The sequence below is a fragment of the Streptomyces sp. NPDC002499 genome (genome assembly GCF_053595415.1).
Map to the genome: position 1 here is coordinate 101,359 of NZ_JBSFXO010000019.1, position 22,005 is coordinate 123,363.

General features: G+C 71.6%; 19 protein-coding genes. 10 read left to right on the forward strand and 9 right to left on the reverse strand.

The genetic code is table 11. The features are described from left to right. Positions 1-42: 42 nt before the first annotated feature. From ACWD5F_RS43470 to ACWD5F_RS43485, 4 genes are all read left to right on the forward strand, one after another. A complete protein-coding gene (locus ACWD5F_RS43470) occupies positions 43-1,620 on the forward strand; it encodes an MDR family MFS transporter (protein ID WP_451261660.1) in 1,578 nt (525 codons plus the stop codon). A gap of 240 nt (positions 1,621-1,860) precedes the next feature. Continuing rightward, positions 1,861-2,283, forward strand: coding sequence for a helix-turn-helix transcriptional regulator (locus ACWD5F_RS43475; protein ID WP_451261682.1), 423 nt, complete (start codon positions 1,861-1,863; stop codon positions 2,281-2,283). A gap of 59 nt (positions 2,284-2,342) precedes the next feature. Then, positions 2,343-2,789 (forward strand): VOC family protein, encoded by a 447-nt coding sequence (locus tag ACWD5F_RS43480; protein ID WP_451261661.1) that lies wholly within the window; start codon positions 2,343-2,345, stop codon positions 2,787-2,789. Beyond that, positions 2,786-3,646: a class I SAM-dependent methyltransferase gene (locus tag ACWD5F_RS43485; RefSeq protein ID WP_451261683.1), complete on the forward strand. Its 861-nt coding sequence runs from the start codon at positions 2,786-2,788 to the stop codon at positions 3,644-3,646. The genes ACWD5F_RS43480 and ACWD5F_RS43485 overlap by 4 nt, the downstream gene beginning before the upstream one ends. A gap of 305 nt (positions 3,647-3,951) precedes the next feature. Here the strand turns inward: ACWD5F_RS43485 and cseC are convergent, their stop codons facing one another. The 5 genes from cseC to ACWD5F_RS43510 all read right to left on the reverse strand — a co-directional run bounded on the left by cseC (position 3,952) and on the right by ACWD5F_RS43510 (position 8,515). Next, a complete protein-coding gene (cseC, locus tag ACWD5F_RS43490) occupies positions 3,952-5,316 on the reverse strand; it encodes a two-component system sensor histidine kinase CseC (protein WP_451261662.1) in 1,365 nt (454 codons plus the stop codon). A 17-nt stretch (positions 5,317-5,333) separates the two neighbouring features. Next, complete coding sequence (gene cseB / locus ACWD5F_RS43495) at positions 5,334-6,038, reverse strand: two-component system response regulator CseB (RefSeq protein WP_401718616.1); 705 nt, start codon at positions 6,036-6,038, stop codon at positions 5,334-5,336. 80 nt (positions 6,039-6,118) lie between these two features. After that, complete coding sequence (locus ACWD5F_RS43500; RefSeq protein WP_401718613.1) at positions 6,119-6,769, reverse strand: hypothetical protein; 651 nt, start codon at positions 6,767-6,769, stop codon at positions 6,119-6,121. Then, positions 6,757-7,296, reverse strand: a complete 540-nt coding sequence (locus ACWD5F_RS43505) for a SigE family RNA polymerase sigma factor (protein WP_123998575.1) — start codon at positions 7,294-7,296, stop codon at positions 6,757-6,759. The genes ACWD5F_RS43500 and ACWD5F_RS43505 overlap by 13 nt, the downstream gene beginning before the upstream one ends. Before the next feature lie 271 nt (positions 7,297-7,567). Then, positions 7,568-8,515, reverse strand: coding sequence for an HhH-GPD family protein (locus ACWD5F_RS43510; protein ID WP_401718610.1), 948 nt, complete (start codon positions 8,513-8,515; stop codon positions 7,568-7,570). 194 nt (positions 8,516-8,709) lie between these two features. Here ACWD5F_RS43510 and ACWD5F_RS43515 point away from each other — a divergent pair, with 194 nt between their 5' ends. Next, positions 8,710-9,531, forward strand: coding sequence for a hypothetical protein (locus ACWD5F_RS43515; protein ID WP_451261663.1), 822 nt, complete (start codon positions 8,710-8,712; stop codon positions 9,529-9,531). Positions 9,532-9,599: 68 nt separating this feature from the next. Here ACWD5F_RS43515 and disA read toward each other — a convergent pair whose 3' ends face one another. Both disA and radA read right to left on the reverse strand, forming a co-directional pair. Continuing rightward, positions 9,600-10,724, reverse strand: a complete 1,125-nt coding sequence (gene disA, locus ACWD5F_RS43520; RefSeq protein ID WP_123998572.1) for a DNA integrity scanning diadenylate cyclase DisA — start codon at positions 10,722-10,724, stop codon at positions 9,600-9,602. Positions 10,725-10,805: 81 nt separating this feature from the next. Next, positions 10,806-12,215: a DNA repair protein RadA gene (gene radA / locus ACWD5F_RS43525; protein ID WP_451261664.1), complete on the reverse strand. Its 1,410-nt coding sequence runs from the start codon at positions 12,213-12,215 to the stop codon at positions 10,806-10,808. Positions 12,216-12,456: 241 nt separating this feature from the next. On the opposite strand from radA, the gene ACWD5F_RS43530 reads away from it, so the two are divergent. Continuing rightward, positions 12,457-14,163, forward strand: a complete 1,707-nt coding sequence (locus tag ACWD5F_RS43530; protein ID WP_451261665.1) for a BACON domain-containing protein — start codon at positions 12,457-12,459, stop codon at positions 14,161-14,163. A 75-nt stretch (positions 14,164-14,238) separates the two neighbouring features. Here the strand turns inward: ACWD5F_RS43530 and ACWD5F_RS43535 are convergent, their stop codons facing one another. Then, complete coding sequence (locus ACWD5F_RS43535; RefSeq protein ID WP_123998569.1) at positions 14,239-15,063, reverse strand: hypothetical protein; 825 nt, start codon at positions 15,061-15,063, stop codon at positions 14,239-14,241. A 71-nt stretch (positions 15,064-15,134) separates the two neighbouring features. On the opposite strand from ACWD5F_RS43535, the gene ACWD5F_RS43540 reads away from it, so the two are divergent. From ACWD5F_RS43540 to ilvD, 4 genes are all read left to right on the forward strand, one after another. Then, a complete protein-coding gene (locus tag ACWD5F_RS43540; protein WP_451261666.1) occupies positions 15,135-16,067 on the forward strand; it encodes a Ppx/GppA phosphatase family protein in 933 nt (310 codons plus the stop codon). Between the two features lie 195 nt (positions 16,068-16,262). Then, positions 16,263-17,087, forward strand: coding sequence for a sugar phosphate isomerase/epimerase family protein (locus ACWD5F_RS43545; protein WP_401718596.1), 825 nt, complete (start codon positions 16,263-16,265; stop codon positions 17,085-17,087). Then, positions 17,084-17,689: a TetR/AcrR family transcriptional regulator gene (locus ACWD5F_RS43550; protein ID WP_451261667.1), complete on the forward strand. Its 606-nt coding sequence runs from the start codon at positions 17,084-17,086 to the stop codon at positions 17,687-17,689. The genes ACWD5F_RS43545 and ACWD5F_RS43550 overlap by 4 nt, the downstream gene beginning before the upstream one ends. A 145-nt stretch (positions 17,690-17,834) precedes the next feature. Continuing rightward, entirely contained in the window at positions 17,835-19,688 is a 1,854-nt protein-coding gene (ilvD, locus tag ACWD5F_RS43555; protein WP_451261668.1) for a dihydroxy-acid dehydratase, read from the forward strand. 87 nt (positions 19,689-19,775) lie between these two features. Here ilvD and ACWD5F_RS43560 read toward each other — a convergent pair whose 3' ends face one another. Further along, a complete protein-coding gene (locus ACWD5F_RS43560) occupies positions 19,776-21,899 on the reverse strand; it encodes a serine/threonine-protein kinase (protein ID WP_451261669.1) in 2,124 nt (707 codons plus the stop codon). Between the last annotated feature and the right edge of the window lie 106 nt (positions 21,900-22,005).

Consider the following 22,005-nt stretch of genomic DNA (forward strand, 5'->3'; position numbering starts at 1 on the left):
CGGCCGGGGGGATGTACAGGGAAGTACAGGGGAGTGACGACAATGGCGGACACACAGACGGTGGACGTGGACACGGGCAAACAGCCGCGCAGCGTACGGGTCGTGCTGCTGGCGCTCATGATCACCATGATGCTGGCGATGCTCGACAACATGATCGTGGGCACCGCGATGCCGACGATCGTCGGCGAACTCGGCGGCCTGGAGCATCTCTCCTGGGTGGTGACGGCGTACACGCTCGCGACCGCCGCCTCGACCCCGGTCTGGGGCAAGCTCGGCGACATGTACGGCCGCAAGGCCACCTTCATGACCTCGATCGTGATCTTCCTGATCGGCTCCGCGCTCAGCGGCATGGCCCAGAACATGGGCGAGCTGATCGGCTTCCGGGCCATCCAGGGTCTGGGCGCCGGCGGTCTGATGGTCGGCGTCATGGCGATCATCGGTGACCTGATCCCGCCGCGGGAACGCGGCAAGTACCAGGGCATGATGGCCGGCGTCATGGCGCTCGCGATGATCGGCGGTCCGCTGGTCGGCGGCACCATCACCGACAACTGGGGCTGGCGCTGGTCCTTCTACATCAACCTGCCGCTCGGCGTGTTCGCGCTCGGCCTGATCAGCGTCGTGCTGCACCTGCCGAAGAAGCGGTCCAAGGCGGGCATCGACTACCTCGGTGTCATCCTGCTGACCGTCGGCATCACCTCCACCGTCCTCGTCACCACCTGGGGCGGCTCCGAGTACGCCTGGTCCTCCGCGCGGATCATGGAGCTCATCGGGATCGGCGTGGTCTCGCTGGTCGGGTTCGTGTACTGGCAGACCAAGGCCGCCGAGCCGGTCGTGCCGCTGCACATCTTCCGCAGCCGCAACTTCACCCTGATGTCGATCATCGGCTTCATCACCGGCTTCGTGATGTTCGGCGCGACGCTCTTCCTGCCGCTGTACCAGCAGTCCGTGCAGGGCGCGTCCGCGACCAACTCCGGGCTGCTCCTCCTGCCGATGCTCGGCGCGATGCTGGTCACCTCGATGGTGGCGGGGCGCGTGACCACCAACACCGGCAAGTACAAGGTGTTCCCGGTCGTCGGCAGCATCGCGATGATCATCGGGCTCTACCTGCTGTCGACCATGGACACCGACACCTCGCGCTTCATGTCCGGTGTCTTCATGGCCGTCGTCGGACTCGGCATGGGCTGCCTGATGCAGATCACCATGCTGGTCGCGCAGAACAGCGTCGAGATGAAGGACATGGGCGTCGCGTCCTCCACGAGCACGCTGTCCCGCACGCTCGGCTCCTCCTTCGGTGTCGCGATCATGGGTGCCCTGTTCAACAACCGGGTCCAGGACGTCATGTCCGAGCGGGCCGGCGCGCTGGGCTCCAAGGTCACCGAGCAGTCGGCACAGCTGGACGCGGCGAGCCTGGCGAAGCTGCCGGCCGCTGCGCGGGAGGCCTACCAGCACGCGGTCTCCGCGGGCGTCCACTCCGCGTTCCTGCTGGGCGCGATCGTGGCGGTGGCCGCGCTGGTGGCGGCGGTGTTCGTCAAGGAGGTCACGCTCCGTGGAGCGGGGCCGGCTGCGCCTAAGCCTGGCGAGGAAGGGTCGGCCCCGGCGCCGCTTGTCGAGGCCGTCTGAACGTCACAATGAGCCGAAGGTCCCCCGGTTGGTGTCCGCCCCGGGGGGCCTTCTTCGTGTTCGGGGGCGGTTCGGTGTGTTCGGGTACGTCTTCGTGTCCGGGTGCGGCGCCGTTGCCGGGGGCTGTGCCCCCGGGCCCCCCCTTTCGGCCCGGAGGGCCTCGTCCTCGAACGCCGGACGGGCTGATGTGAGCGAAGTCTGATTGTCAGTGGCCCGTGCCACCATCGCCGTATGGACAAAATGCGGCAGTTGCGGCTGGCCAAGGACGCGATGGACCGTGACTGGGCCGACGCGGAACTGGACCTGGTCGCGGTGGCCGCGCATGCCGGGTACTCGCGGTACCACTTCATCCGCGCCTTCAAGGAGGCGTACGGGGAGACGCCGGGCCAGTACCTCACGCACCGGCGGATCGACCGGGCCGAGGATCTGCTGCGCACCGCGAATCTGTCGGTGACCGAGATCTGCAACCTGGTCGGCTTCAGCAGTCTGGGCACGTTCTCGACCCGGTTCAAGGCATGGACCGGGCTGACCCCCACGGAGTACCGCGCCAAGCACGTGGGCCGCGGGGCCGCGCTCATACCGGGGTGCTACGCCATGCTCTGGGCCGGTGGCTTCAGAAGCGGACCCGGCGGGGAGCGGCGCAATTCTGGAGAAGCGGGCTGACTCCGCCGCTGCCTACGGTGACGGGGCAGGAGGACAGTCACCGTCGGCAGGAGCACACCGTGATCAAGGGACTCAAGATCTCGACCGTCTGGGTTCTCGACCAGGACCGGGCCAAGGAGTTCTACACCCAGAAGCTGGGCCTTGAGGTCCGCTCGGACATCACGATGGGCGAGGGCGGCATGCGCTGGCTCACCGTCGGTGCCGAGAACCAGCCGGACGTCGATCTCACGCTGATGGTGCCGGGACCGCCCGCGATGGACCCGGAGTCCGCCGAGATGGTCCGCAAGCTCGTGGCCAAGGGAGTCCTCGGCGCGGGCGCGCTGACGACGGACGACATCCACGGGGACTGCAAGAAGCTCAAGGACCGGGGCGTGGCGTTCCTTCAGGAGCCGCAGGAGCGTCCGTACGGCATCGAAGCGGTGTTCCGCGACGACTCCGGCAACTGGTTCTCCTTCACCCAGCCCCGCGAGGGTGACCTCGACCTGTCGAAGGACTGGGCGTGCTGAGCGACGCCACCGGACAGGGACACGCCGGCGCCGACCACACCGCCGTGCGGACCGCGCTGTGGCGGGCCCTGCACGTCCGGGCCGACGCGGCGCCGCACGTGCTGGAGGACGAACTCGGGCTGCGGCTCGCGGATCCCGGTGACGACTGGCGGGACCGTCCCGACATGGACGAGCGGGCCACGCGGCGGGTCCGGGCGTCGATCGTGGCGCGGGCCCGGTTCGTCGAGGACCTGGTGGTGGAGCGGGCGGGGGAGGGCGTGGACCAGTACGTCGTCCTCGGGGCGGGGCTGGACACCTTCGCCCAGCGCCGGCCCGACGTCGCCGCCCGGCTGCGCGTCTTCGAGGTCGACCGGCCCGGACCGCAGGCCTTCAAGCGGCGGCGACTGGAGGCGCTCGGCCTCGGCGTGCCTGACTGGCTGCGGCTCGTGCCGGTCGACTTCGAGGGCGACTGGTGGGGGCGGCTGCTCGATGCCGGGCTCGACCCCGGCCGGCCCGCGGTGGTGGCCTCCGCCGGCGTCACGATGTACCTCACACCGGAGGCCATCAAGGCGACCTTCGCCCTTGTCGCCGGCCTGGCACCCGGATCGACGCTGGTGTCGACCTTCCTGCGCCCCATCGAGGACGTCGAGCCGGAGGAACAGCCCCAGCTCAGGGCGGCGATGAAGGGCGCACGGGCCGCGGGCACGCCCTTCCAGACCTTCTTCCGGCCGCCGCAGATCCTCGCCCTGGCCCGAGAGACCGGCTTCCGAACGGCCCGGCACGTGTCGGCGGAGGAACTGGCGGAGCGGTACTTCGCGGGGCGGACGGACGGGGTGCGGCCTTCTCGGGGGGAGGAGTTGGTGGTGGCGGGGGTGTGAGGGGCGGGGGCGCGGGGACGCCCGCCATCCGGTCCCGCCTCACGGAGCCGTGGACGGCGTGAGGGCTGCCGCACCGTGACGCCGGCCCTCTTGGTCCGGCCTGGCGGAGCTGCCCCCTCGGTCCCGCCTGGCGGAACTGCGGGTGCCGGTGCCGCGAGTGTTGTCGGGCCCGAGCCCGTAGGTCTGGTTCCGCCGCGCCCGGCCGCGGTCCGCCTGGTTCGGTCCCGGGGGCCGTGGGAGGGGTCGGCTTCCTCGTACAGCCCCCTCGCCGACCACCCTCCCTGCCGAACCCCCGGAGGGCACGGCTACGGCAGCATCGGATAGCTGCCCGTGTTCGTCGGTGCGTGTTCCGGGAGCCACAGCACCGCTACCGCGCCCTCGGACGGGACGTGGTCCGGGGCGCCCGGTGGGCGGATGTTGCGGAAGGTGAGGCGGGCGCCCATGACGCGGGCCTGGCCGGTGGCGATGGTGAGGCCGAGGCCGTGGCCGTGGCCCGCGCGGTCCGTGCTGCCGGTGCGGAAGCGGCTGGGGCCGTCCGCGAGGAGGTCGGCCGGGAAGCCGGGCCCGTGGTCGCGGACGCGGATCACGCGGCCCTCGACGGTGACCTCGATCGGCGGCTTGCCGTGCCGCGCGGCGTTCGCCAGCAGGTTGAACAGCACGCGCTCCAGGCGGCGCGGGTCGGTGGTGACCAGCGACTCGTGCACCACCCGCACCTCGATGTCCGGGTCCTTCGCCGCCACCCGCCGGGCCACGAACTCGCCCAGCACGATGTCCTGCAACTCGGCACGCTCGGAGGCCCCGTCGAGGCGGGCCACCTCCAGGACGTCCTCGACCAGCGTGCGCATCGCCTTCGCGCGGTCCAGGACCAGCTCCGTGGGCCGGCCCGGGGGCAGCAGTTCCGCCGCGGTGAGCAGTCCCGTCACCGGCGTACGCAACTCGTGCGCGATGTCCGCCGTGACCCGGCGTTCCGCCTCGAGGCGCTGCTGGAGCGTGTCCGCCATGGCGTCCACCGCGCGCGCGAGGTCGTCCGTCTCGTCCCGCACCACCCCGCCGATGGCGTCCCGCACCCGTACGTCCGTCTCGCCCCTGGCCACCCGGTTCGCCGCGGCGGCCGCCTTGCGCAGCCGGCGCGACAGCTGCCCCCCGATCAGCACGCCGAGCGCGCTGCCGCCGAGGACCACCGCGATGGAGCCGATGACGAGGGCCTGGTCGAGGTCGTTGAGGATGTCGGTGCTGCGGTCGGTGAACCCGGTGTGCAGGGACAGCACATGCCCGTCGTTGACCGGCACCGCGGCCCAGATGTCCGGCACGCCGTTCGCCAGGTCCGTCACGTACGTCGCCCGCCGGCCCTCCGCGACCTTCTCGCGCAGCGCCGACGGCAGATCCGGGTCGTCGATCCGTACGTTCGGGAAGTTCAGGCGGTTGGACAGCTCGTAGCTGCGCTGCGCGATCCGCACCCGCTCGGCGGCGAGGTCGCGCGCGTTGTCCAGCATCGACACCCGGGCCGCGTTGTGCACGACCAGGCTCAGCGCGATTGCCACCAGCGCGCCGACCAGCGCGATCGCCGCGCTCAGTTTCCAGCGCAGGCCGGTGCGGATGCCGCCCGCGCCACTGCCCGGGCCGCCGCTCGCGTCGCCGCCCGTCCCCGGGTTCCGGAAGATCCCCCGCATGTCCCTGACGTCCCCGCTCAGGCCTTCAACTTGTAGCCGAAGCCACGGACCGTCTCGATCCGGTCCTGGCCGATCTTCGTCCGCAGCCGCTGCACATGGACGTCCACCACCCGGGTGTCGCCGCCCCAGCCGTAGTCCCACACGCGCTCAAGGAGCTTGTCGCGCGAGAGGACCGTGCCCGGCGCCGAGGAGAACTCCAGCAGCAGCCGCATCTCGGTCGGCGTCAGCGCCACCGTCTCGCCGGACCGGCGCACCTCCATGCCCTCGGTGTCGATCTCCAGCTCGCCGAAGGTCAGCACCCCGCCGGCCACCTCGGCGGGCGCCTCCTCGGCCTTGTCGCCGCCGCTCGCGTGCCCGAACCTGCGCAGCACCGCCCGGATCCGCGCCACCAGCACGGCACCGTCGAACGGCTTGGTCACGTAGTCGTCCGCGCCCGCCTCCAGGCCCAGCACCACGTCGATCGAGTCCGCCCGCGCGGACAGCATGATCACCGGCACGGTCGACTCGTCGCGGATCCGGCGGCACAGGCTCACACCGTCCAGACCCGGCACCATGACGTCGAGGAGCGCGATGTCGGGGCGCTTGGCCCGGAACGCCTCAAGACCCGACAACCCGTCGGGCATGGCGGTGACCTCGAAACCGTCCCGCTCCAGAGCGAGCTGGGTGGCCTCACGGATGACGTCGTCGTCCTCCACGAACAGGACGTGGGTCTGGTCTGCCATCCCGGTGTTCTCAGCTCTCGTTTCGGTTGGTGGCGCAGGCGTGCGGCTGAAGAGGGTTCGGTCCGAGGACTACGAACGGTTCACGGCGCCGGTGCCGGCGTCGCGTCGCCCCCGACCGCGTTGCTGTAGTCGTTGTGCGTGCGGAACTCCTCGGTGAAGCGGCCCGAGCCCCAGCGGTACGTGATCACGTTCTCGCCGGACGGACTCGACACCGGATCGCCCTTCTCGTAGACCTGCTTGGTCACCACGAGGTCGCCGCGGTCTATCTCCGCGTAGACCGGAGGCTCCTCGACCTTGAACACATTCTCGTACCGACCGCTCACCTCGCGATAGACGTACGAGCCGATCCCGACCGCGTCGCCGCAGGTCAGTACGTTCACCACGACATCGTCCGCGCGCCCGCCGGTGAGGTCGCCGTACGACACGTCGACCGGGTACTCGTCGGCCACGCACGGCTTCAGCTCGCGCTTGACCTCCGTGGCGACCGCGGGATCGTCCTCGACCAGCTTGACCGCGTCCACACGCGCGGTCGTCGAGGTCGGGCTCGGCGTGGGCGCAGCCGAGACCGCGGCGCCCGCCACCGAGTCCGAGGCACCCTCGTGCGCCGGGCCCTCGTCACGGGCGCCGGTGCCGCCGGTCGCGCAGGCGGAGACGAAAAGGGCGAGGGCGGCGAGCACGACCACCGCCGTGAACGCCGCCTGCAAGGTCCCTCGGCCGGTCAGACCGCGCACCGCTCCCGCTCCTCACGCTCCAGCGCGCGTGCGTCCAGATCGCGGCTCTCCAGCTCCTCTCGGAGCCGGGCGAGCGCCCGGTGCAGCGTGCTCTTGACCGTTCCCGCCGACATACCGAGGGCGGCGGCGGTCTCCTCCGTGGACATCTGCTCCCAGTGTCGCAGGACCACCACACTGCGCTGCTTCGGTGCGAGAACTTTCATGATGTCCATGAGGAGCGCGCGGTCCGCGTGCTGCTCGGTGGAGTCGTCGACGCTGGCGTCCGGCAGCTGCTCGGTGGGCACCTCTTCGAGCTTGCGGGCCCGCCACCACTCGGTCCGCGTGTTGATCATGACTCGGCGCAGGTAGGCGTCCGCCAGCCGCTTGTCCTCGATGGTCTCCCAGCGGCCGTACGTCCGGACGAGCGCCGTCTGGAGCAGGTCCTGGGCGTCCACCGGGTCCGGGACCAGCCGACGGGCACTGCGCAGCAGCGCGTCCTGCCGGGTGCGGACGTACTCCTCGAACTCGAGCACCTCGCCCTGCGCCATGTCGAACCGCCTTCCGATCCCCGTTTCCGCCGACGTTCGCCGGCGGTCAGTCCGTAGTCGCCCCGGACCTGCCGGGTACGTAGATGAAGCTACGGAGGGGTTGTCACGGGCCTGTCCGAAGCAGCGCGCGGCTAGCAATCGGCTGTCCGTCGGTTGTGTAACAGCCGTAGGGACGGGGTAAGCGGGTGCGGTGATTAGTGAGGGTGTGGGGGGATTTGCGGGCGGGGTGAGGACGTTACGTCTGTCGTGACATCGGCTGTCGCGGCCGTCGTCACGTCAACGGGAGTCGATACAGACCACCTGGGAGAGGTTCCACCAGACCGTCCGACACGAGTCCGTCCAGTGCCCTCGCCCGCTGCACCGGCTCGTGCCACATCCGGTCCAGCGCCGACTGCGGCACGGGCGCGTGGGCCTCGCGCAGAACGGCCAGCAGCCTGCCGCGCACCTGGCGGTCCGTGCCCGCGTACGTCTGTCCGCGGCGCGGCGGACCCTCGTGCGCGGGCTTGCCCGCCAGCCGCCACGCGCACTGCGCGGCGATCGGACAGCGCTGACAGGTCTCGTTCTTCGCGGTGCAGATCAGCGCGCCCAGCTCCATGGACGCCGCGGCCCAGCGGGACGCCGTGTGCTCGTCGTCGGGCAACAGGGCGCGGGCCAGCCTGCGTTCGGCCGCCGTGGTGGCGTTGGGCGGGTACTGGACGCCGGTGACCGCGCGCGCGAAGACCCTGCGCACATTGGTGTCCAGCACCGCGTGCCGCTGTCCGTAGGCGAAGGACGCCACCGCCGCCGCCGTGTACTCGCCGATGCCGGGCAGGGCGAGCAGCTGGGCGTGATCGGTGGGTACGTCGCCGTCGTGCCGTTCCGTTATCGCGACCGCGGCGCCGTGCAGACGCAGGGCGCGGCGGGGGTAGCCGAGCCGGCCCCAGGCGCGGACCGCCTCGCCGGGGGCGTCCGCGGCGAGGTCGGCGGGGCGGGGCCAGCGGGCCAGCCACTGTTCGTAGACGGGCAGGACGCGGTTGACGGGCGTCTGCTGGAGCATGAACTCGCTGACCATCACGCCCCAGGGACCGGCTTCGGGGCGGCGCCACGGGAGGTCCCGGGCGTGCTCCTCGAACCAGTCGATCACGGGGGCGTGGAGGTCGCCGGCGGTCTCTCCGACGGGGGAGTCGGAGGAGGAGCCGGCGGCGGGGCTGTCGTGTGGGGGTTTCGTGGGCGCAGTCATGGCGCTTCCGATCCTGCCATGGTGCGCGGTCGTTGGACCGCCGTTGCGCTGTGTGCCGGTGGGTGGGTCGGGGGCGTGGCGGTGCGTCGGCGTGCTCGCGTGTGTGGGGGTGCCGGGATGATGATCCGGAAAAGTTGAGGTACTGGCGGCGGGTGGGGCGAGGGAACGTTCCGATCTCTCGTACAGTTTGCGCCGTGGGATCTATGCGCAATCCGGTCGGGCCGCTTCCCTCCACCATCTACTGGCGTCGGAGGGCCGTACTGCTGTCCGTACTCGTCCTGTTGGCGCTGCTGGTCACGTGGATCGTGACCTCAGACGGCGGGGGCGGCAAGAAGGACGACGACGGGGCCAACGGCAAGACTCCCGCGCCCACGATCTCCGCGGGGCCGTCCGGTTCGGGGCCCGCGATCAGTGAAGCCCCGGGCGGGCGCGACGAGTCGAGCGGCGGCAGCGCCGACGGCGGTGCGAGCGGCGACACCGGCGGGGGTTCCGGCGACTCGAACGGCGGTGACTCCGGCGGCAGTTCGGGTGACACGGGGTCGGCTTCCGGCTCGGACGGCGGCAGTGGCTCAGGTGGTGGTGTCGGTACGGGTGACACCGTGCCCGTCGACTCCACCTTGCCCAACTGCACCGCGAGCAACGTGACGTTGAGCCTGCGCAGCCTCCACAACAACTACGGGCCCGACGACACGCCCTCGTTGCTGCTCACCGCGAAGAGCTCCGCCGGCAGCGACTGCAAGGTCGACCTGGGACCCAAGAGCGCGGTCGTGACCATCCTCAAGGGCGGGACCGCGTACTGGTCCTCCGCCGACTGCCCCAAGACGTCGGGCAGTTTGCTGTACCGCGTGCCCGCTGGGAGCAGCGTCACCTACACGGTGAAGTGGGACCGCAAGCCGAGCGCGCCCGAGTGCGCCACGCCGCCGGCCGGGTCCGCGGGGGCCGGCACGTATCTGGTGGAGGTCCAGGCGGCGGGGTACGCCAAGCTGCAGACCTCGTTCGTGCTCGACAACGACTGACCGCGACCGGCGGTCGCCGGGCGGTCGGTCGGACGTGGCGTTCCCGCGTCAGACCTGGCGCTCCGGCGTCAGACGTAGCGCTCCAGGATCGACGACTCCGCCAGGCGGGAGAGGCCCTCGCGGACACTGCGGGCCCTGGCCTCGCCCACGCCGTCCACCGTCTGAAGGTCGTCCACGCTCGCGGCGAGGAGCTTCTGCAGCCCGCCGAAGTGCTCGACCAGGCGGTCGATGATGGCTCCGGGGAGCCGCGGGACCTTGGCCAGGAGGCGGAAACCGCGCGGGGAGACCGCCGAGTCGAGGGCTTCGGGGGAGCCGGTGTAGCCCAACGCCCGGGCCACCGTGGGGAGTTCGAGGAGCTCCGCGTGGGTGAGGGCGTCCAGCTCGTAGAGCGCCTCGTCCACCGTGCGGGAGCGCTTGGCCGTCGGCTCGGGGACGTAGTCGCGGACCACCAGCTCGCGTTCGGGCTCCACGCCCGCGATCAGTTCGTCGAGCTGGAGGGCCAGCAGACGGCCGTCCGTGCCCAGTTCGACGACGTACTCGGCGATCTCGGTGGCGATACGGCGGACCATCTCCAGGCGCTGGGCCACGGCGGAGACGTCCCGGACCGTCACCAGGTCCTCGATCTCCAGGGCGGAGAGCGTGCCCGCGACCTCGTCCAGGCGGAGCTTGTAGCGCTCCAGGGTCGCCAGGGCCTGGTTGGCGCGGGAGAGGATCGCGGCCGAGTCCTCCAGGACGCGGCGCTGGCCGTCGACGTAGAGGGCGATCAGGCGCATGGACTGGGAGACGGAGACCACGGGGAAGCCGACCTGTTTGGAGACGCGGTCGGCCGTGCGGTGCCGGGTGCCCGTCTCCTCGGTCGGGATCGTCGCGTCGGGCACGAACTGCACGCCCGCGCGCAGGATCTTCGACTGGTCCGAGGAGATCACGATGCCGCCGTCGAGCTTGCACAGCTCACGCAGACGGGTGGCCGTGAACTCGACGTCCAGGACGAATCCGCCCGAGCACATCGCCTCGACCGTCCGGTCGAAGCCGAGCACGATGAGTCCGCCGGTGTTGCCGCGGAGCACCCGCTCCAGGCCGTCGCGCATCGCCGTGCCGGGTGCCACGGCGCTCAGGGAGGCGCGCATCAGGCCATCGGCACCGGAACTCCCACCGGGCTTCCCGGGAGCTGCTGCCCGGTCGTTGGCTGCCACTGCACTCCTCCGGTCGCAGGTTGCTGGGGCACCGCCGTTCGCACTTCACGTTCGTACGGACGGGCGAGACCAGGGCAAAGTCTACCGGCGGTCCTCCGCGTCCCGTGGGGCCTCTCTCCTACGGGAGCTCGGAAGGACCCTCAGAGCGTCCCCTATGTCCGCGACTTCCAGCACCTTCATGCCGCTGGGGATCTTGCCCGGGTCGCCCGGGACGAGGGCGTGGGTGAAGCCCAGGCGGTGTGCTTCGGAGAGCCTGCGCTGCACGCCCGTGACCCGTCTGACCTCGCCCGCGAGGCCGACTTCGCCGATCGCGACGAGGTTCTTCGGCAGGGGGGTGTCGCTCGCCGCGGAGGCCAGGGCGAGCGCGATCGCCAGATCCGCGGCCGGTTCCGAGAGTTTTACTCCGCCGACCGTCGCGGAGTAGATGTCACGCTTGCCGAGGGCGCTGATCCGGCCGCGCTGCTCCAGGACGGCGAGCATCATCGAGACGCGGGAGGTCTCCAGGCCCGAGGTGGTGCGCCTGGGGGAGGGGATCTGGGAGTCGACCGTGAGCGCCTGGACCTCGGCCACCAGGGGGCGGCGGCCTTCCAGGGTGACGGTCAGACAGGTGCCGGGAACGGGCTCCGCGCGGCGGGTGAGGAACAGGCCGCTGGGGTCGGCCAGGCCCGTGATGCCCTCGTCGTGCAGCTCGAAGCAGCCGACCTCGTCCGTCGTGCCGTAGCGGTTCTTGACGCCCCGTACGAGACGCAGGCGCGCGTGGCGGTCGCCCTCGAAGGAGAGCACCACGTCCACGAGGTGTTCCAGGAGGCGGGGGCCGGCGATCGCGCCGTCCTTGGTGACGTGACCGACGAGGAGGGTGGACATGCCGCGCTCCTTGGAGGCGCGGATCAGGGCGCCGGCCACCTCGCGGACCTGGGCCATGCCGCCGGGGGCGCCGTCGATCTCCGGGGAGGCCACCGTCTGCACCGAGTCCAGGATCAGCAGCGAGGGCTTCACCGCGTCCAAGTGACCGAGGATGGTGGCCAGATCGGTCTCGGCGGCGAGATAGAGGTGGTCGGCGATGGCCTTGATGCGGTCGGCCCGCAGCCGGACCTGGCTCGCCGACTCCTCGCCGGTGACATAGAGGGTGCGGTGCTCGTCGCTCGACGCCTTGGCCGCGACGTCGAGCAGCAGGGTCGACTTCCCTACGCCGGGTTCGCCCGCGACGAGGACGACCGCGCCGGGGACCAGACCGCCGCCGAGCACCCGGTCCAGCTCGGGCACACCGGTCGAGCGGGCGGTGGCCTGGCGGCCGTCGACCTGGCCGATGGGCAGCGCGGAGGTGGTGACGCGGCCCGGTGCCGTCGTACGGACGGCGGGCGTGCCGTACTCCTCGATCGTCCCCCACGCCTGGCACTCGGAGCAGCGGCCGAGCCACTTGGCCGTCTGCCAGCCGCACTCGGTGCAGCGGTAGGACGGACGGTCCTTGGTGGTCTTCGTACGGGCAGCCATGGACGGAACCGTAGTCGAGGCCACTGACATCGCCGCCGGACGCCGGGACGACATCGCGGCCGCCGACCGGTCCGGGCGGGCCGGCGCGCGGTGCGCGCCCCCGGGATTCGGCCACCTCCTGTCAGGAACAGGCCACGGAATTCGGGGTTCCTGTACCCGATTGAGGGATCGTTTCACCCGTACGGATTAAAAGTGCTCAAGGTGCCGGAAGGGGCCCTCGCGGGCCGCCTACGGTCCACGGATGATGAGCAGCAGTCCGGAGACCTCGCCCCGCACCACCGGCGCGCACCGGGCGCGTCGGGAGGCGCGTGACCGTGCCGCGGCGCGCACGCTGGCGCAGCGGCCGCCCGCGCGCTACGAGCCGTATCTGGACGGGCTGTTCACCTACTGTCTGTCCGTCCTGTGCGACCACGACACGGCCACCGCGGCGCTCGGCGACGTCCTCGCGCTCGCCGAGCGGCGCCGCGGTCCGGAAGCGGACGGCGACCGCCGGGCCTGGCTGTACGCGCTGGCCCGCTGGGCCTGTCTGCGCAAGCTGGCCGAGGCCAAGCAGAAACGTCAGGGCACCCACGCGGCGGGCCGGCACGAGGGTCACCGGGAGACCGCCGTCCCGTTGATCGCCATCGAGGTCCAGGAGGAGCGGCGGCGTGAACTCGCCCTGCTCGCCTGGCCGGAGGCCGCCGGCACCACCCCGGAGCAGCGCGAGGCGCTCGAACTCGCCGTGCGCCACCACCTCGCCGCCCACGAGGTCGCCGCCGTCCTCGGCCTGGACCTCGCCGCCGCCCGCGAACTGCTCGCCTCCGCCGCCTGCGAGGTCGAGCGCACCCGCGCGGCCCTCGCCGTCGTCGAGACCGGCAACTGCCCGAGCGTCGCCCGGCTCACCGGCGACCACCAGCTCGTCCTCTCGACCGCCCTGCGCAAGGAACTCGTCCGGCACGTCGACGACTGCCCGCACTGCCGCCGCAGCGCCGAGCGCGCGGTCCCCGGCCCGTGGCCCGGCACGACCGTCGCCCCCGCCGAACTCGCCGTCCTGGAGGCGCCCCGCGCGGCCCTGCACGTGGCGCTGGCGCATCACCCACGCGCGCGTGGCGCCGCCGCACCCCGCTTCGACCGGCGCGGCTTCCCGATGGACCCCAAGGACCGTGCCGCCCGCCGCGACCGCCTGCGCGCGCGAGCCGTCACCACGACCGTCGTCGCCACCGTCGTGGCCGCCCCCGTGCTGGCTCTGTGGGCCGCCTACCGGGGCGATCCGGTCGGCGAGGGCCCCGACGGGCACAACGCCACCGCCAGCGAGGCACACGGCCCTGGGCTGCTCGACGGCGAGGCGGCCGGCACCGGCTACGAGAACGCCGGCAACGCCAGCACCAGGCCGGGACCCCGCTTCGGCAAGGGCGACAGACCCGACGTGTCGGTGGAGGTCATCAGCGTCACCGGCGCCGGCCGCAAGGGCGCCGGACACCTCGACGTCTCGGCCGGCAACAGCGGCGACACCACGCTCGTCACCCTTACCGCGACCGGCTCGGCCCCCGTGCGCTGGTCCGCCACCACGAGCGCCTCCTGGCTCTACCTCAGCCAGTCCTCGGGAACGCTCGCACCGGGCGAGTCGTTGACGATCAAGGTGTACGTCGACCATCTGCGCGAGCCGTCCGGCCACTGGAGCGCACGGGTGGCGATCTCACCGGCCGGCGCCGTCGTCTCCATCGACGGCTACGGCACCGCGCCCAGCCCGTCCGATCCCGGTACCGACCCGGGCGGGCCCAGCGATCCGCCGCCCTCGTCCCACGACCCCGACCCGACCCCGACGGAGACCTCGGACCCCAGCCCGAGCGACCCGCCGTCCTCGTCGCCCGACCCGAGTCCGACGCCCACGGACACGGCCCCGTCCGACCCGGGCGGCACCTCGCCCCCGCCCGGTGACGGCGGCGACCCGAGCCCGTCGACGTCGTGACGTCGTAGGACCTGGTCGGACACCTGGCGTCCGCCAGGCCCTGTCGCCTCGGTCAGCTCGGTCCGCTCAGCTTGCTCAGTCCACCGGGTCCGCGGGGTGCGGTGCCAGCAACGGCAGCTGCGAGGCCAGGCGCTGCTCGCACAGTTCGACCAGGCGGTCGTAGCCGGCCTTGCCCATCAGCTCGGTCAGCTCGGGCCGGTAGGACACGTACACCGGGTCGCCCGCGCCGTGCGCCGAGGTCGCCGACGTGCACCACCAGTGCAGGTCGTGGCCGCCCGGACCCCAGCCCCGGCGGTCGTACTCACCGATGGAGACCTGGAGCACGCGCGTGTCGTCGGGCCGGTCGATCCAGTCGTAGGTCCGCCGCACCGGCAGCTGCCAGCACACGTCCGGCTTGGTCTCCAGCGGTTCGAGGCCCTCCTTGACCGCCAGGATGTGCAGCGAGCAGCCCGCGCCGCCGGCGAAGCCGGGCCGGTTCTGGAAGATGCAGGAGCCCTGGAAGGGACGGGTCTGGCGCTCGCCGTCCTCGTCCTCGGAGACCCAGCCGCTCTCCCGGCCCACGTCGTGGTGCTGCCAGATGTCCGGGGTGAGCCGCTCCACGAAGCCGGCGACGCGTTTCTCGTCGTCCTCGTCGGAGAAGTGGGCGCCCAGCGTGCAGCACCCGTCGTCCGCGCGGCCCGCCTGGATGCCCTGGCAGCCACTGCCGAAGATGCAGTTCCAGCGGGAGGTCAGCCAGGTCAGGTCACACCGGAAGATCTGCTCGTCGTCCGCCGGGTCGGGGAACTCGACCCACGCGCGCGCGAAGTCGACCCCCTTCTCGTCGGCGGCCAGCGCTTTCTTCGCCGCCTTCGACATTTTTCCCGTCGACTTGTCGGCCTTTGCCTTTTTCGTCTTTGGCACGAGACCAGCGTAAGGCGCGGAGGACGGCATCGAGGACGGAGGACCGTTCAGCTGGCAGTAGCGTTCTGTACATGAGACTCGGTGTCCTCGACGTGGGATCGAACACGGTGCATCTGCTGGTCGTGGATGCGCACCCCGGCGCGCGACCGCTGCCCGCGCACTCGCACAAGGCGGAGCTCCGCCTTGCCCAACTCCTGGACGAGGACGGGGCGATCGACCCCGAAGGAGTGGACAAGCTGATCTCGGTCGTCCGGGAGGCCGTGCAGGCCGCCGAGGACAAGGGCGTCGAGGAAATGCTGCCCTTCGCCACCTCCGCCGTGCGCGAGGCCAGCAACGCCGACGACGTCCTCGCGCGCGTGCAGGCCGAGACCGGTGTCGAGCTCCAGGTCCTCACCGGTGCGGAGGAGGCCCGGCTGACCTTCCTCGCGGCCCGCCGCTGGTTCGGCTGGTCCGCGGGCAAGCTGCTCGTCCTGGACATCGGCGGCGGCTCCCTGGAGATCGCCTACGGCATCGACGAGGCGCCCGACGCGGCCGTCTCCCTCCCGCTGGGCGCCGGCCGCCTCACCGCGGGCTGGCTCCCCGGCGACCCGCCGGACCCGGACTCCATAAGGGCGCTGCGCCGCCACGTACGGGCCCAGATCGCCCGCACGGTCGGCGAGTTCACCCGCTTCGGCGCCCCCGACCACGTAGTGGCCACGTCGAAGACCTTCCGTCAGCTGGCCCGGATCGCCGGCGCGGCCCGCTCCACGGAAGGCTTGTACGTCCAACGCGAACTCAAGCGCGAGTCCCTCGAAGCCTGGGTCCCCCAGCTCACCGGCATGACCACCGCCCAACGCGCCGACCTCCCCGGAGTCTCCGAGGGCCGAGCGAGCCAACTCCTGGCCGGCGCCCTGGTGGCCGAGGGAGCGATGGATCTGTTCGGCGTGGAGACGGTGGAGATCTGCCCGTGGGCACTGCGGGAAGGCGTAATCCTGCGGCGACTTGATGGGATGCGTACGGTTTAGAGGCCTTGTGGAAGGAACGGGGCTGAGTGGATGTGCGTTCGCTGCATGCCCCTGAGGGGCGCGGGGCTGTGTCGATGTGCGGCTCCGCCGCGTGGGCGCGACAAGCCACAACGCACCCGCACCCGCCTATGGCGAACCCCACAACGGCCAATAGGCGCCCCGCCCCACCCAACCGCACCCCGTAATCTGTCCCCCATGGCGGAGCCAGTCGTGAGGATCCCGGATGCGAAGGTCGCCCTGTCAACGGCCTCGGTGTACCCGGAGTCGACAGCGACCGCCTTCGAGATCGCCGCGCGCCTCGGCTACGACGGCGTCGAGGTCATGGTGTGGACCGACCCGGTCAGCCAGGACATCGAGGCACTGCGCAGACTCAGCGACTACCACCAGGTCCCGATCCTCGCGGTGCACGCCCCCTGCCTGCTCATCACCCAGCGGGTGTGGTCCACCGACCCCTGGATCAAGCTCCAGCGGGCCCGCGCGGCAGCGGAGAAACTGGGCGCGACCACCGTGGTCGTACACCCCCCGTTCCGCTGGCAGCGCCAGTACGCGCGGGACTTCGTGACCGGGATGTGGCGCATGGCGGACGAGACGGATGTGCGGTTCGCCGTCGAGAACATGTACCCGTGGCGCTACCGCGACCGCGAGATGCTGGCGTACGCCCCCGACTGGGACGTCACCAAGGACGACTACCGGCACTTCACGATCGACCTCAGCCACAGCGCGACCTCCCGCGTCGACGCGATGGACATGGTCGACCGCATGGGCGACCGCCTCGGCCACGTCCACCTCGCGGACGGCAAGGGCTCGGCCAAGGACGAGCACCTGGTCCCGGGCCGCGGCTCGCAACCCTGCGCCGAACTGCTGGAGCGCCTCGCCCTGACCGGCTTCGACGGCCATGTCGTCATCGAGGTCAACACCCGGCGCGCGATGTCCAGCGCCGAACGCGAGGCCGATCTCGCGGAGGCGCTGGCCTACACGCGCCTGCACCTCGCCTCCGCGGTGAAGGTGCCCCGACGGTGACCGAGGCCACCTCCCGGCGCCGTGGCCGGCGGCCGCGTACGGAGTCCGCCGACACCCGCGACCGCATCCTGGCCGCGGCCCGCGAGGAGTTCTCCGCGCGCGGGTACGACAAGACGTCCGTGCGGGCCATCGCCAAGGCGGCCGACGTGGACTCGGCGCTGGTGCACCACTACTTCGGCACCAAGGAGCAGGTCTTCGAGGCGGCCATCGCGGTCGCCCTCGCGCCCGCGGCCAACGCGCCGGAGGCGGTGGCCGACGGCCCGCTGGAGGACGTCGGCGAGCGCCTGACCCGGTTCATCTTCGGCGTCTGGGAGAACCCCGTCACCCGTACGCCCCTGCTGGCGATCGTCCGCTCGGCCGTCAACAACGAGGCCGCGGCCACCGTCTTCCGGCGTCTTGTCGTCGCCCAGGTGCTGGGCCGGGTCGCGGCGCAGCTGGAGGTGCCGGACGCGGAGCTGCGGGCCGAACTCGCGGGGGCGCAGCTGGTGGGGATCGCGATGCTGCGGTACGTGATCAAGGTCGAGCCGCTGGCGTCGGCAGACGTCGAGCAGGTCATCGCCCGCGTGGCGCCGGTGGTGCAGGGGCATCTGACGGGGCCCTGAGCCCTCGTACCCCGAGACAGTTGTCCCGCATTCCGGACACCGCGTCCCGACCCCTGGATGACGGGCGTACGCTCGAATGCAGTCAGAAGTCTCTTACGACCGTCTCTGAAGTCTCTGACGACCGTCTCTGAAGGAGCGAGCGACGATGCCCGAGCTGAGGTCCCGCACAGTCACCCACGGCCGCAACATGGCGGGCGCACGCGCCCTTATGCGCGCCTCCGGTGTACCCGGCGCGGACATCGGCCGCAAGCCGATCATCGCGGTCGCCAACTCGTTCACGGAGTTCGTCCCCGGTCACACGCACCTCCAGCCGGTCGGCCGCATCGTCAGCGAGGCCATCACGGCCGCCGGCGGCATCCCGCGCGAGTTCAACACGATCGCCGTCGACGACGGCATCGCGATGGGCCACGGCGGCATGCTCTACTCCCTGCCCTCCCGCGACCTGATCGCGGACAGCGTGGAGTACATGGTCGAGGCGCACTGCGCGGACGCCCTGATCTGCATCTCCAACTGCGACAAGATCACCCCGGGCATGCTCATGGCCGCCCTGCGCCTGAACATCCCCACGGTCTTCGTCTCCGGCGGCCCCATGGAGGCCGGCCGCGCGACCCTCGTGGACGGCACGGTCCGCACCCTCGACCTGATCGACGCGATGGTCGACGCGGCGAACGAGAACGTGTCCGACGCGGACGTCCTCCGCATCGAGGAGAACGCCTGTCCGACCTGCGGCTCCTGTTCCGGCATGTTCACCGCCAACTCGATGAACTGCCTGACCGAGGCGATCGGCCTGTCGCTGCCGGGCAACGGCTCGGTGCTCGCCACGCACACCGCCCGCAAGGGCCTGTACCAGGACGCGGCCCGCACGGTGATGGACATCACCCGCCGCTACTACGAGCAGGACGACGAGACGGTCCTGCCGCGCAACGTCGCCACCTTCGCGGCCTTCGAGAACGCCATGGCGCTCGACATCGCGATGGGCGGCTCCACCAACACGATCCTGCACCTGCTGGCCGCGGCGCAGGAGGCGGGCGTCTCCTTCGGCCTGGACGAGATCAACGCGGTCTCGCGCCGGGTCCCGTGCCTCGCGAAGGTCGCCCCGAACGTCGCGAAGAGCCGCACGTACTACATGGAGGACGTGCACCGCGCCGGCGGCATCCCCGCCCTGCTGGGCGAGCTGCACCGCGCGGGCCTGCTGAACGAGGACGTCCACTCGGTTCACAGCCCCTCCCTCGCGGACTGGCTCAAGACGTGGGACGTGCGCGGCGGTTCGCCCTCCCCGGAGGCGATCGAGCTGTGGCACGCGGCCCCGGGCTGCGTCCGCAGCGCGGAGGCCTTCTCGCAGTCGGAGCGCTGGGAGGAGCTGGACGAGGACGCGGCCGAGGGCTGCATCCGCAGCGCCGAGCACGCGTACTCCAAGGACGGCGGCCTCGCGGTCCTCAAGGGCAACCTCGCCGTCGACGGCTGCGTGGTGAAGACGGCCGGCGTCGACGAGTCGATCTGGACCTTCGAGGGTCCGGCGGTCGTCTGCGAGTCGCAGGAGGAGGCCGTCGAGAAGATCCTGAACAAGCAGATCAAGGACGGCGACGTGGTGGTCATCCGCTACGAGGGTCCCAAGGGCGGCCCCGGTATGCAGGAGATGCTCTACCCGACCTCCTTCCTCAAGGGCCGCGGCCTCGGCAAGACCTGCGCGCTGATCACCGACGGCCGCTTCTCCGGCGGCACTTCGGGTCTGTCGATCGGCCACGCGTCCCCCGAGGCGGCCTCCGGCGGCACGATCGCGCTCGTCGAGGACGGCGACCGCATCCGCATCGACATCCCGAACCGCTCGATCGAGCTCCTCGTCGACGACTCCGAACTCGCCCGGCGCGAGCAGGAGTTGGGTGGCGTGTACGCCCCGAAGAACCGCGAGCGCAAGGTGTCGGCGGCGCTGCGGGCCTACGCGGCGATGGCGACCAGCGCGGACCGGGGCGCGGTGCGGGACGTGTCGAAGCTCGGCTGAGTGTCGTAGCGGACCGAGGTTCTCTGTTCGAAAGGGGCTGTCCCTTCGGGGCGGCCCCTTTCGCGTGCCCTCTGTTCGCCTCTTGGGCTACCAGTCCGCCGGTTTGCGGGAGTTCACCGCGAAGACGGTGCCGTCGGGGGCGGTGGCGTACACGCGGGTGCCGGCGACGACGGGCCGGGGGACCGTCGCGGCGACCTGGCCCGAGTTCGCGCCCGGGCGTGCCGGGGTCTGCCCGACGAGCCGCCCCGTGCGGGCGTCGACCGCGAGCAACCGCCCGTCGCCCGCGGCGAGATAGACGTGGGCGTCGTCGGCGACCGGCTCCGAGCCCCGGCTCACCGAGGTCTCCAGGTGCCACAGCCGTTTGCCCGCCTTCATGCCGACGGCGTCCAACGCGCCGTCGGCGGCCAGCAGATAGACGACGTTCCCGTGCACGCTCGCCCGGGCGTCGGGGCGCGCGACGGGGAGGGCCACCCGGCGCGTGGACCCGTCCGCCGGGTCGTACCGGACAACGGCGTCCGTGTCGCCGTAGACCGGGTCGGTGGCCAGGAGGAAGACGGAACCGTCCTGGGTGCCGACGGCCTCCAGGTTCCCCTTGAGGCTCGCGTCCCAGCGCACGGCTCCGGTGGCCGGGTCGACGGCGGTGACCCGGGTGCTCGACCCGTCGGCGGACGGGCCGGTCGCGTACGCCAGCGGGTCACCGGTGAACGAGCCGAAGTACGGCCGGCTCTGGCCCGCGATCCGGTGCTCCCACCTGGTCTCGCCGGTCGCGCCGTCCACACCGGTGACCGTGCCGTCGGCGTGGGTGAGCAGGAGCATTCCGCCGACGGCACGCAGGGAGGTGTGCGCGGGCATCTTCCGCTGCCAACTCGGCTTGCCCGAGGCCGGGTCGAGCGCTTCGAGTCGCGGGCCCTGGTCCACCAGCGGCTGGACGAGCCCGCCGGCCAGGACGGGCGGCCCGCTCCGCTGCGACGCGGCCACGGAGTGCTTCCACAACAGCGTGCCGTCGTCGGGATCGAGGGCGAAGACCGAACCGGACCGCGCACAGATCAACTGCGCGGTTCCGTACGAGCATTGCGGCGTCCCCGGCTTCCCGGCCGCCGCGTCCGAGGCCCACGCCCCGAACCCGGCTGCCGAAGTCGCCCCCGACGCCGACGACTTGGACGGTGTGCTCTCCTCGGCCGTCGCGCCGTGGTTCCCGAGCAGCTGTACGGAGGCCAGCGCGCCGCACACGACGAGGGCGAGGCCGACGACACCCACCGTAAGGAGGGCCTTTCGTCGCCGGCGTCCTCCGGGCGGCTGTTCCTGTCCCGGCTCCGAGTCCGCCTCGGGCGCGGGTTCACGTTTCGTCCGCTGCGACGGTATGAAAGCCTGCGTGTCGTAGGAGGCCGCCACCGACCGCAGCTCCCGCATCAACTCGTCGGGCGTGGGCCGGTCTTCGGGCTCCTTGGCCAGACACCGCAGCACGAGCGGCGCGAGATTCTCCGGTACGCCGCTCAGATCCGGCTCGTCGTGCACGACCTGGTAGGCGACGACGTACGGACTGTCCGAGTCGAAGGGACCGCGCCCGGTCGCCGCGTGCACCAGTACCGAGCCGAGCGCGAAGACGTCGGCGGCGGGGCCGACTTCACGCGGGCGCCGGAACTGCTCGGGCGCCATGAACGGCGGGGTGCCGATCAACTTGCCCGTCTCGGTGCGCAGTTCGCTGTCCTTTGGCCGAGAAATGCCGAAGTCGATGACCTTGGGCCCGTCCTCGGCGAGCAGGACGTTGCTCGGCTTGAGGTCGCGGTGCACCACCCCGACACGGTGGATGTCCCGTAGCGCCTCGGCCAGTCCGGCCATCAGCCTGCGCAACTCGGCAGGGGGCATCGGACCGTTCCGCTTCACCTGCTCGGCGAGGGTCGGACCGGGGATGAACAGCGTGGCCATCCAGGGCCGTTCGGCCTCCGGGTCGGCGTCCACGACGGACGCGGTGAAGGCACCGCTCACCCGCCGCGCGGCCGCCACCTCCTGCCGGAAACGGCCCCTGAACTCGGGGTCCTTGGCGAAGTCGGCGTGCACCACCTTCACCGCGAGCTTCATCCCGGAGGTGCTGCGCGCCAGGTGCACGACCCCCATGCCGCCCGAGCCGAGGCATGACTCCAGGCGGTAGTGACCGGCGTACTCGGGAAGTTCCGCTTCCGCGCCCGCTCCGGTGTTGCCCTGTGGCGCCATTGGGACCACTCCCGTGCTGTTCGTCCGCGCGCGACGCTCGGAGCCTAGTCGATGAGGCGTTCGGGACAGAGGCGGCTTGCTGGCGTACGTGTGCGAGTTGTGTACA

What these genes read in the sequence shown, in the direction of transcription:
- cseC (WP_451261662.1), bottom strand. Translation starts at nt 5,316, where the DNA reads ATGCGGGGGATCTTCCGGAACCCGGGGACGGGCGGCGACGCGAGCGGC.
- ACWD5F_RS43510 (WP_401718610.1), bottom strand. Translation starts at nt 8,515, where the DNA reads ATGACTGCGCCCACGAAACCCCCACACGACAGCCCCGCCGCCGGCTCC.
- ACWD5F_RS43560 (WP_451261669.1), bottom strand. Translation starts at nt 21,899, where the DNA reads ATGGCGCCACAGGGCAACACCGGAGCGGGCGCGGAAGCGGAACTTCCC.
- ACWD5F_RS43540 (WP_451261666.1), top strand. Translation starts at nt 15,135, where the DNA reads ATGAGACTCGGTGTCCTCGACGTGGGATCGAACACGGTGCATCTGCTG.
- ilvD (WP_451261668.1), top strand. Translation starts at nt 17,835, where the DNA reads ATGCCCGAGCTGAGGTCCCGCACAGTCACCCACGGCCGCAACATGGCG.
- radA (WP_451261664.1), bottom strand. Translation starts at nt 12,215, where the DNA reads ATGGCTGCCCGTACGAAGACCACCAAGGACCGTCCGTCCTACCGCTGC.
- cseB (WP_401718616.1), bottom strand. Translation starts at nt 6,038, where the DNA reads ATGGCAGACCAGACCCACGTCCTGTTCGTGGAGGACGACGACGTCATC.
- ACWD5F_RS43530 (WP_451261665.1), top strand. Translation starts at nt 12,457, where the DNA reads ATGATGAGCAGCAGTCCGGAGACCTCGCCCCGCACCACCGGCGCGCAC.
- ACWD5F_RS43475 (WP_451261682.1), top strand. Translation starts at nt 1,861, where the DNA reads ATGCGGCAGTTGCGGCTGGCCAAGGACGCGATGGACCGTGACTGGGCC.
- ACWD5F_RS43545 (WP_401718596.1), top strand. Translation starts at nt 16,263, where the DNA reads ATGGCGGAGCCAGTCGTGAGGATCCCGGATGCGAAGGTCGCCCTGTCA.
- ACWD5F_RS43470 (WP_451261660.1), top strand. Translation starts at nt 43, where the DNA reads ATGGCGGACACACAGACGGTGGACGTGGACACGGGCAAACAGCCGCGC.
- ACWD5F_RS43505 (WP_123998575.1), bottom strand. Translation starts at nt 7,296, where the DNA reads ATGGCGCAGGGCGAGGTGCTCGAGTTCGAGGAGTACGTCCGCACCCGG.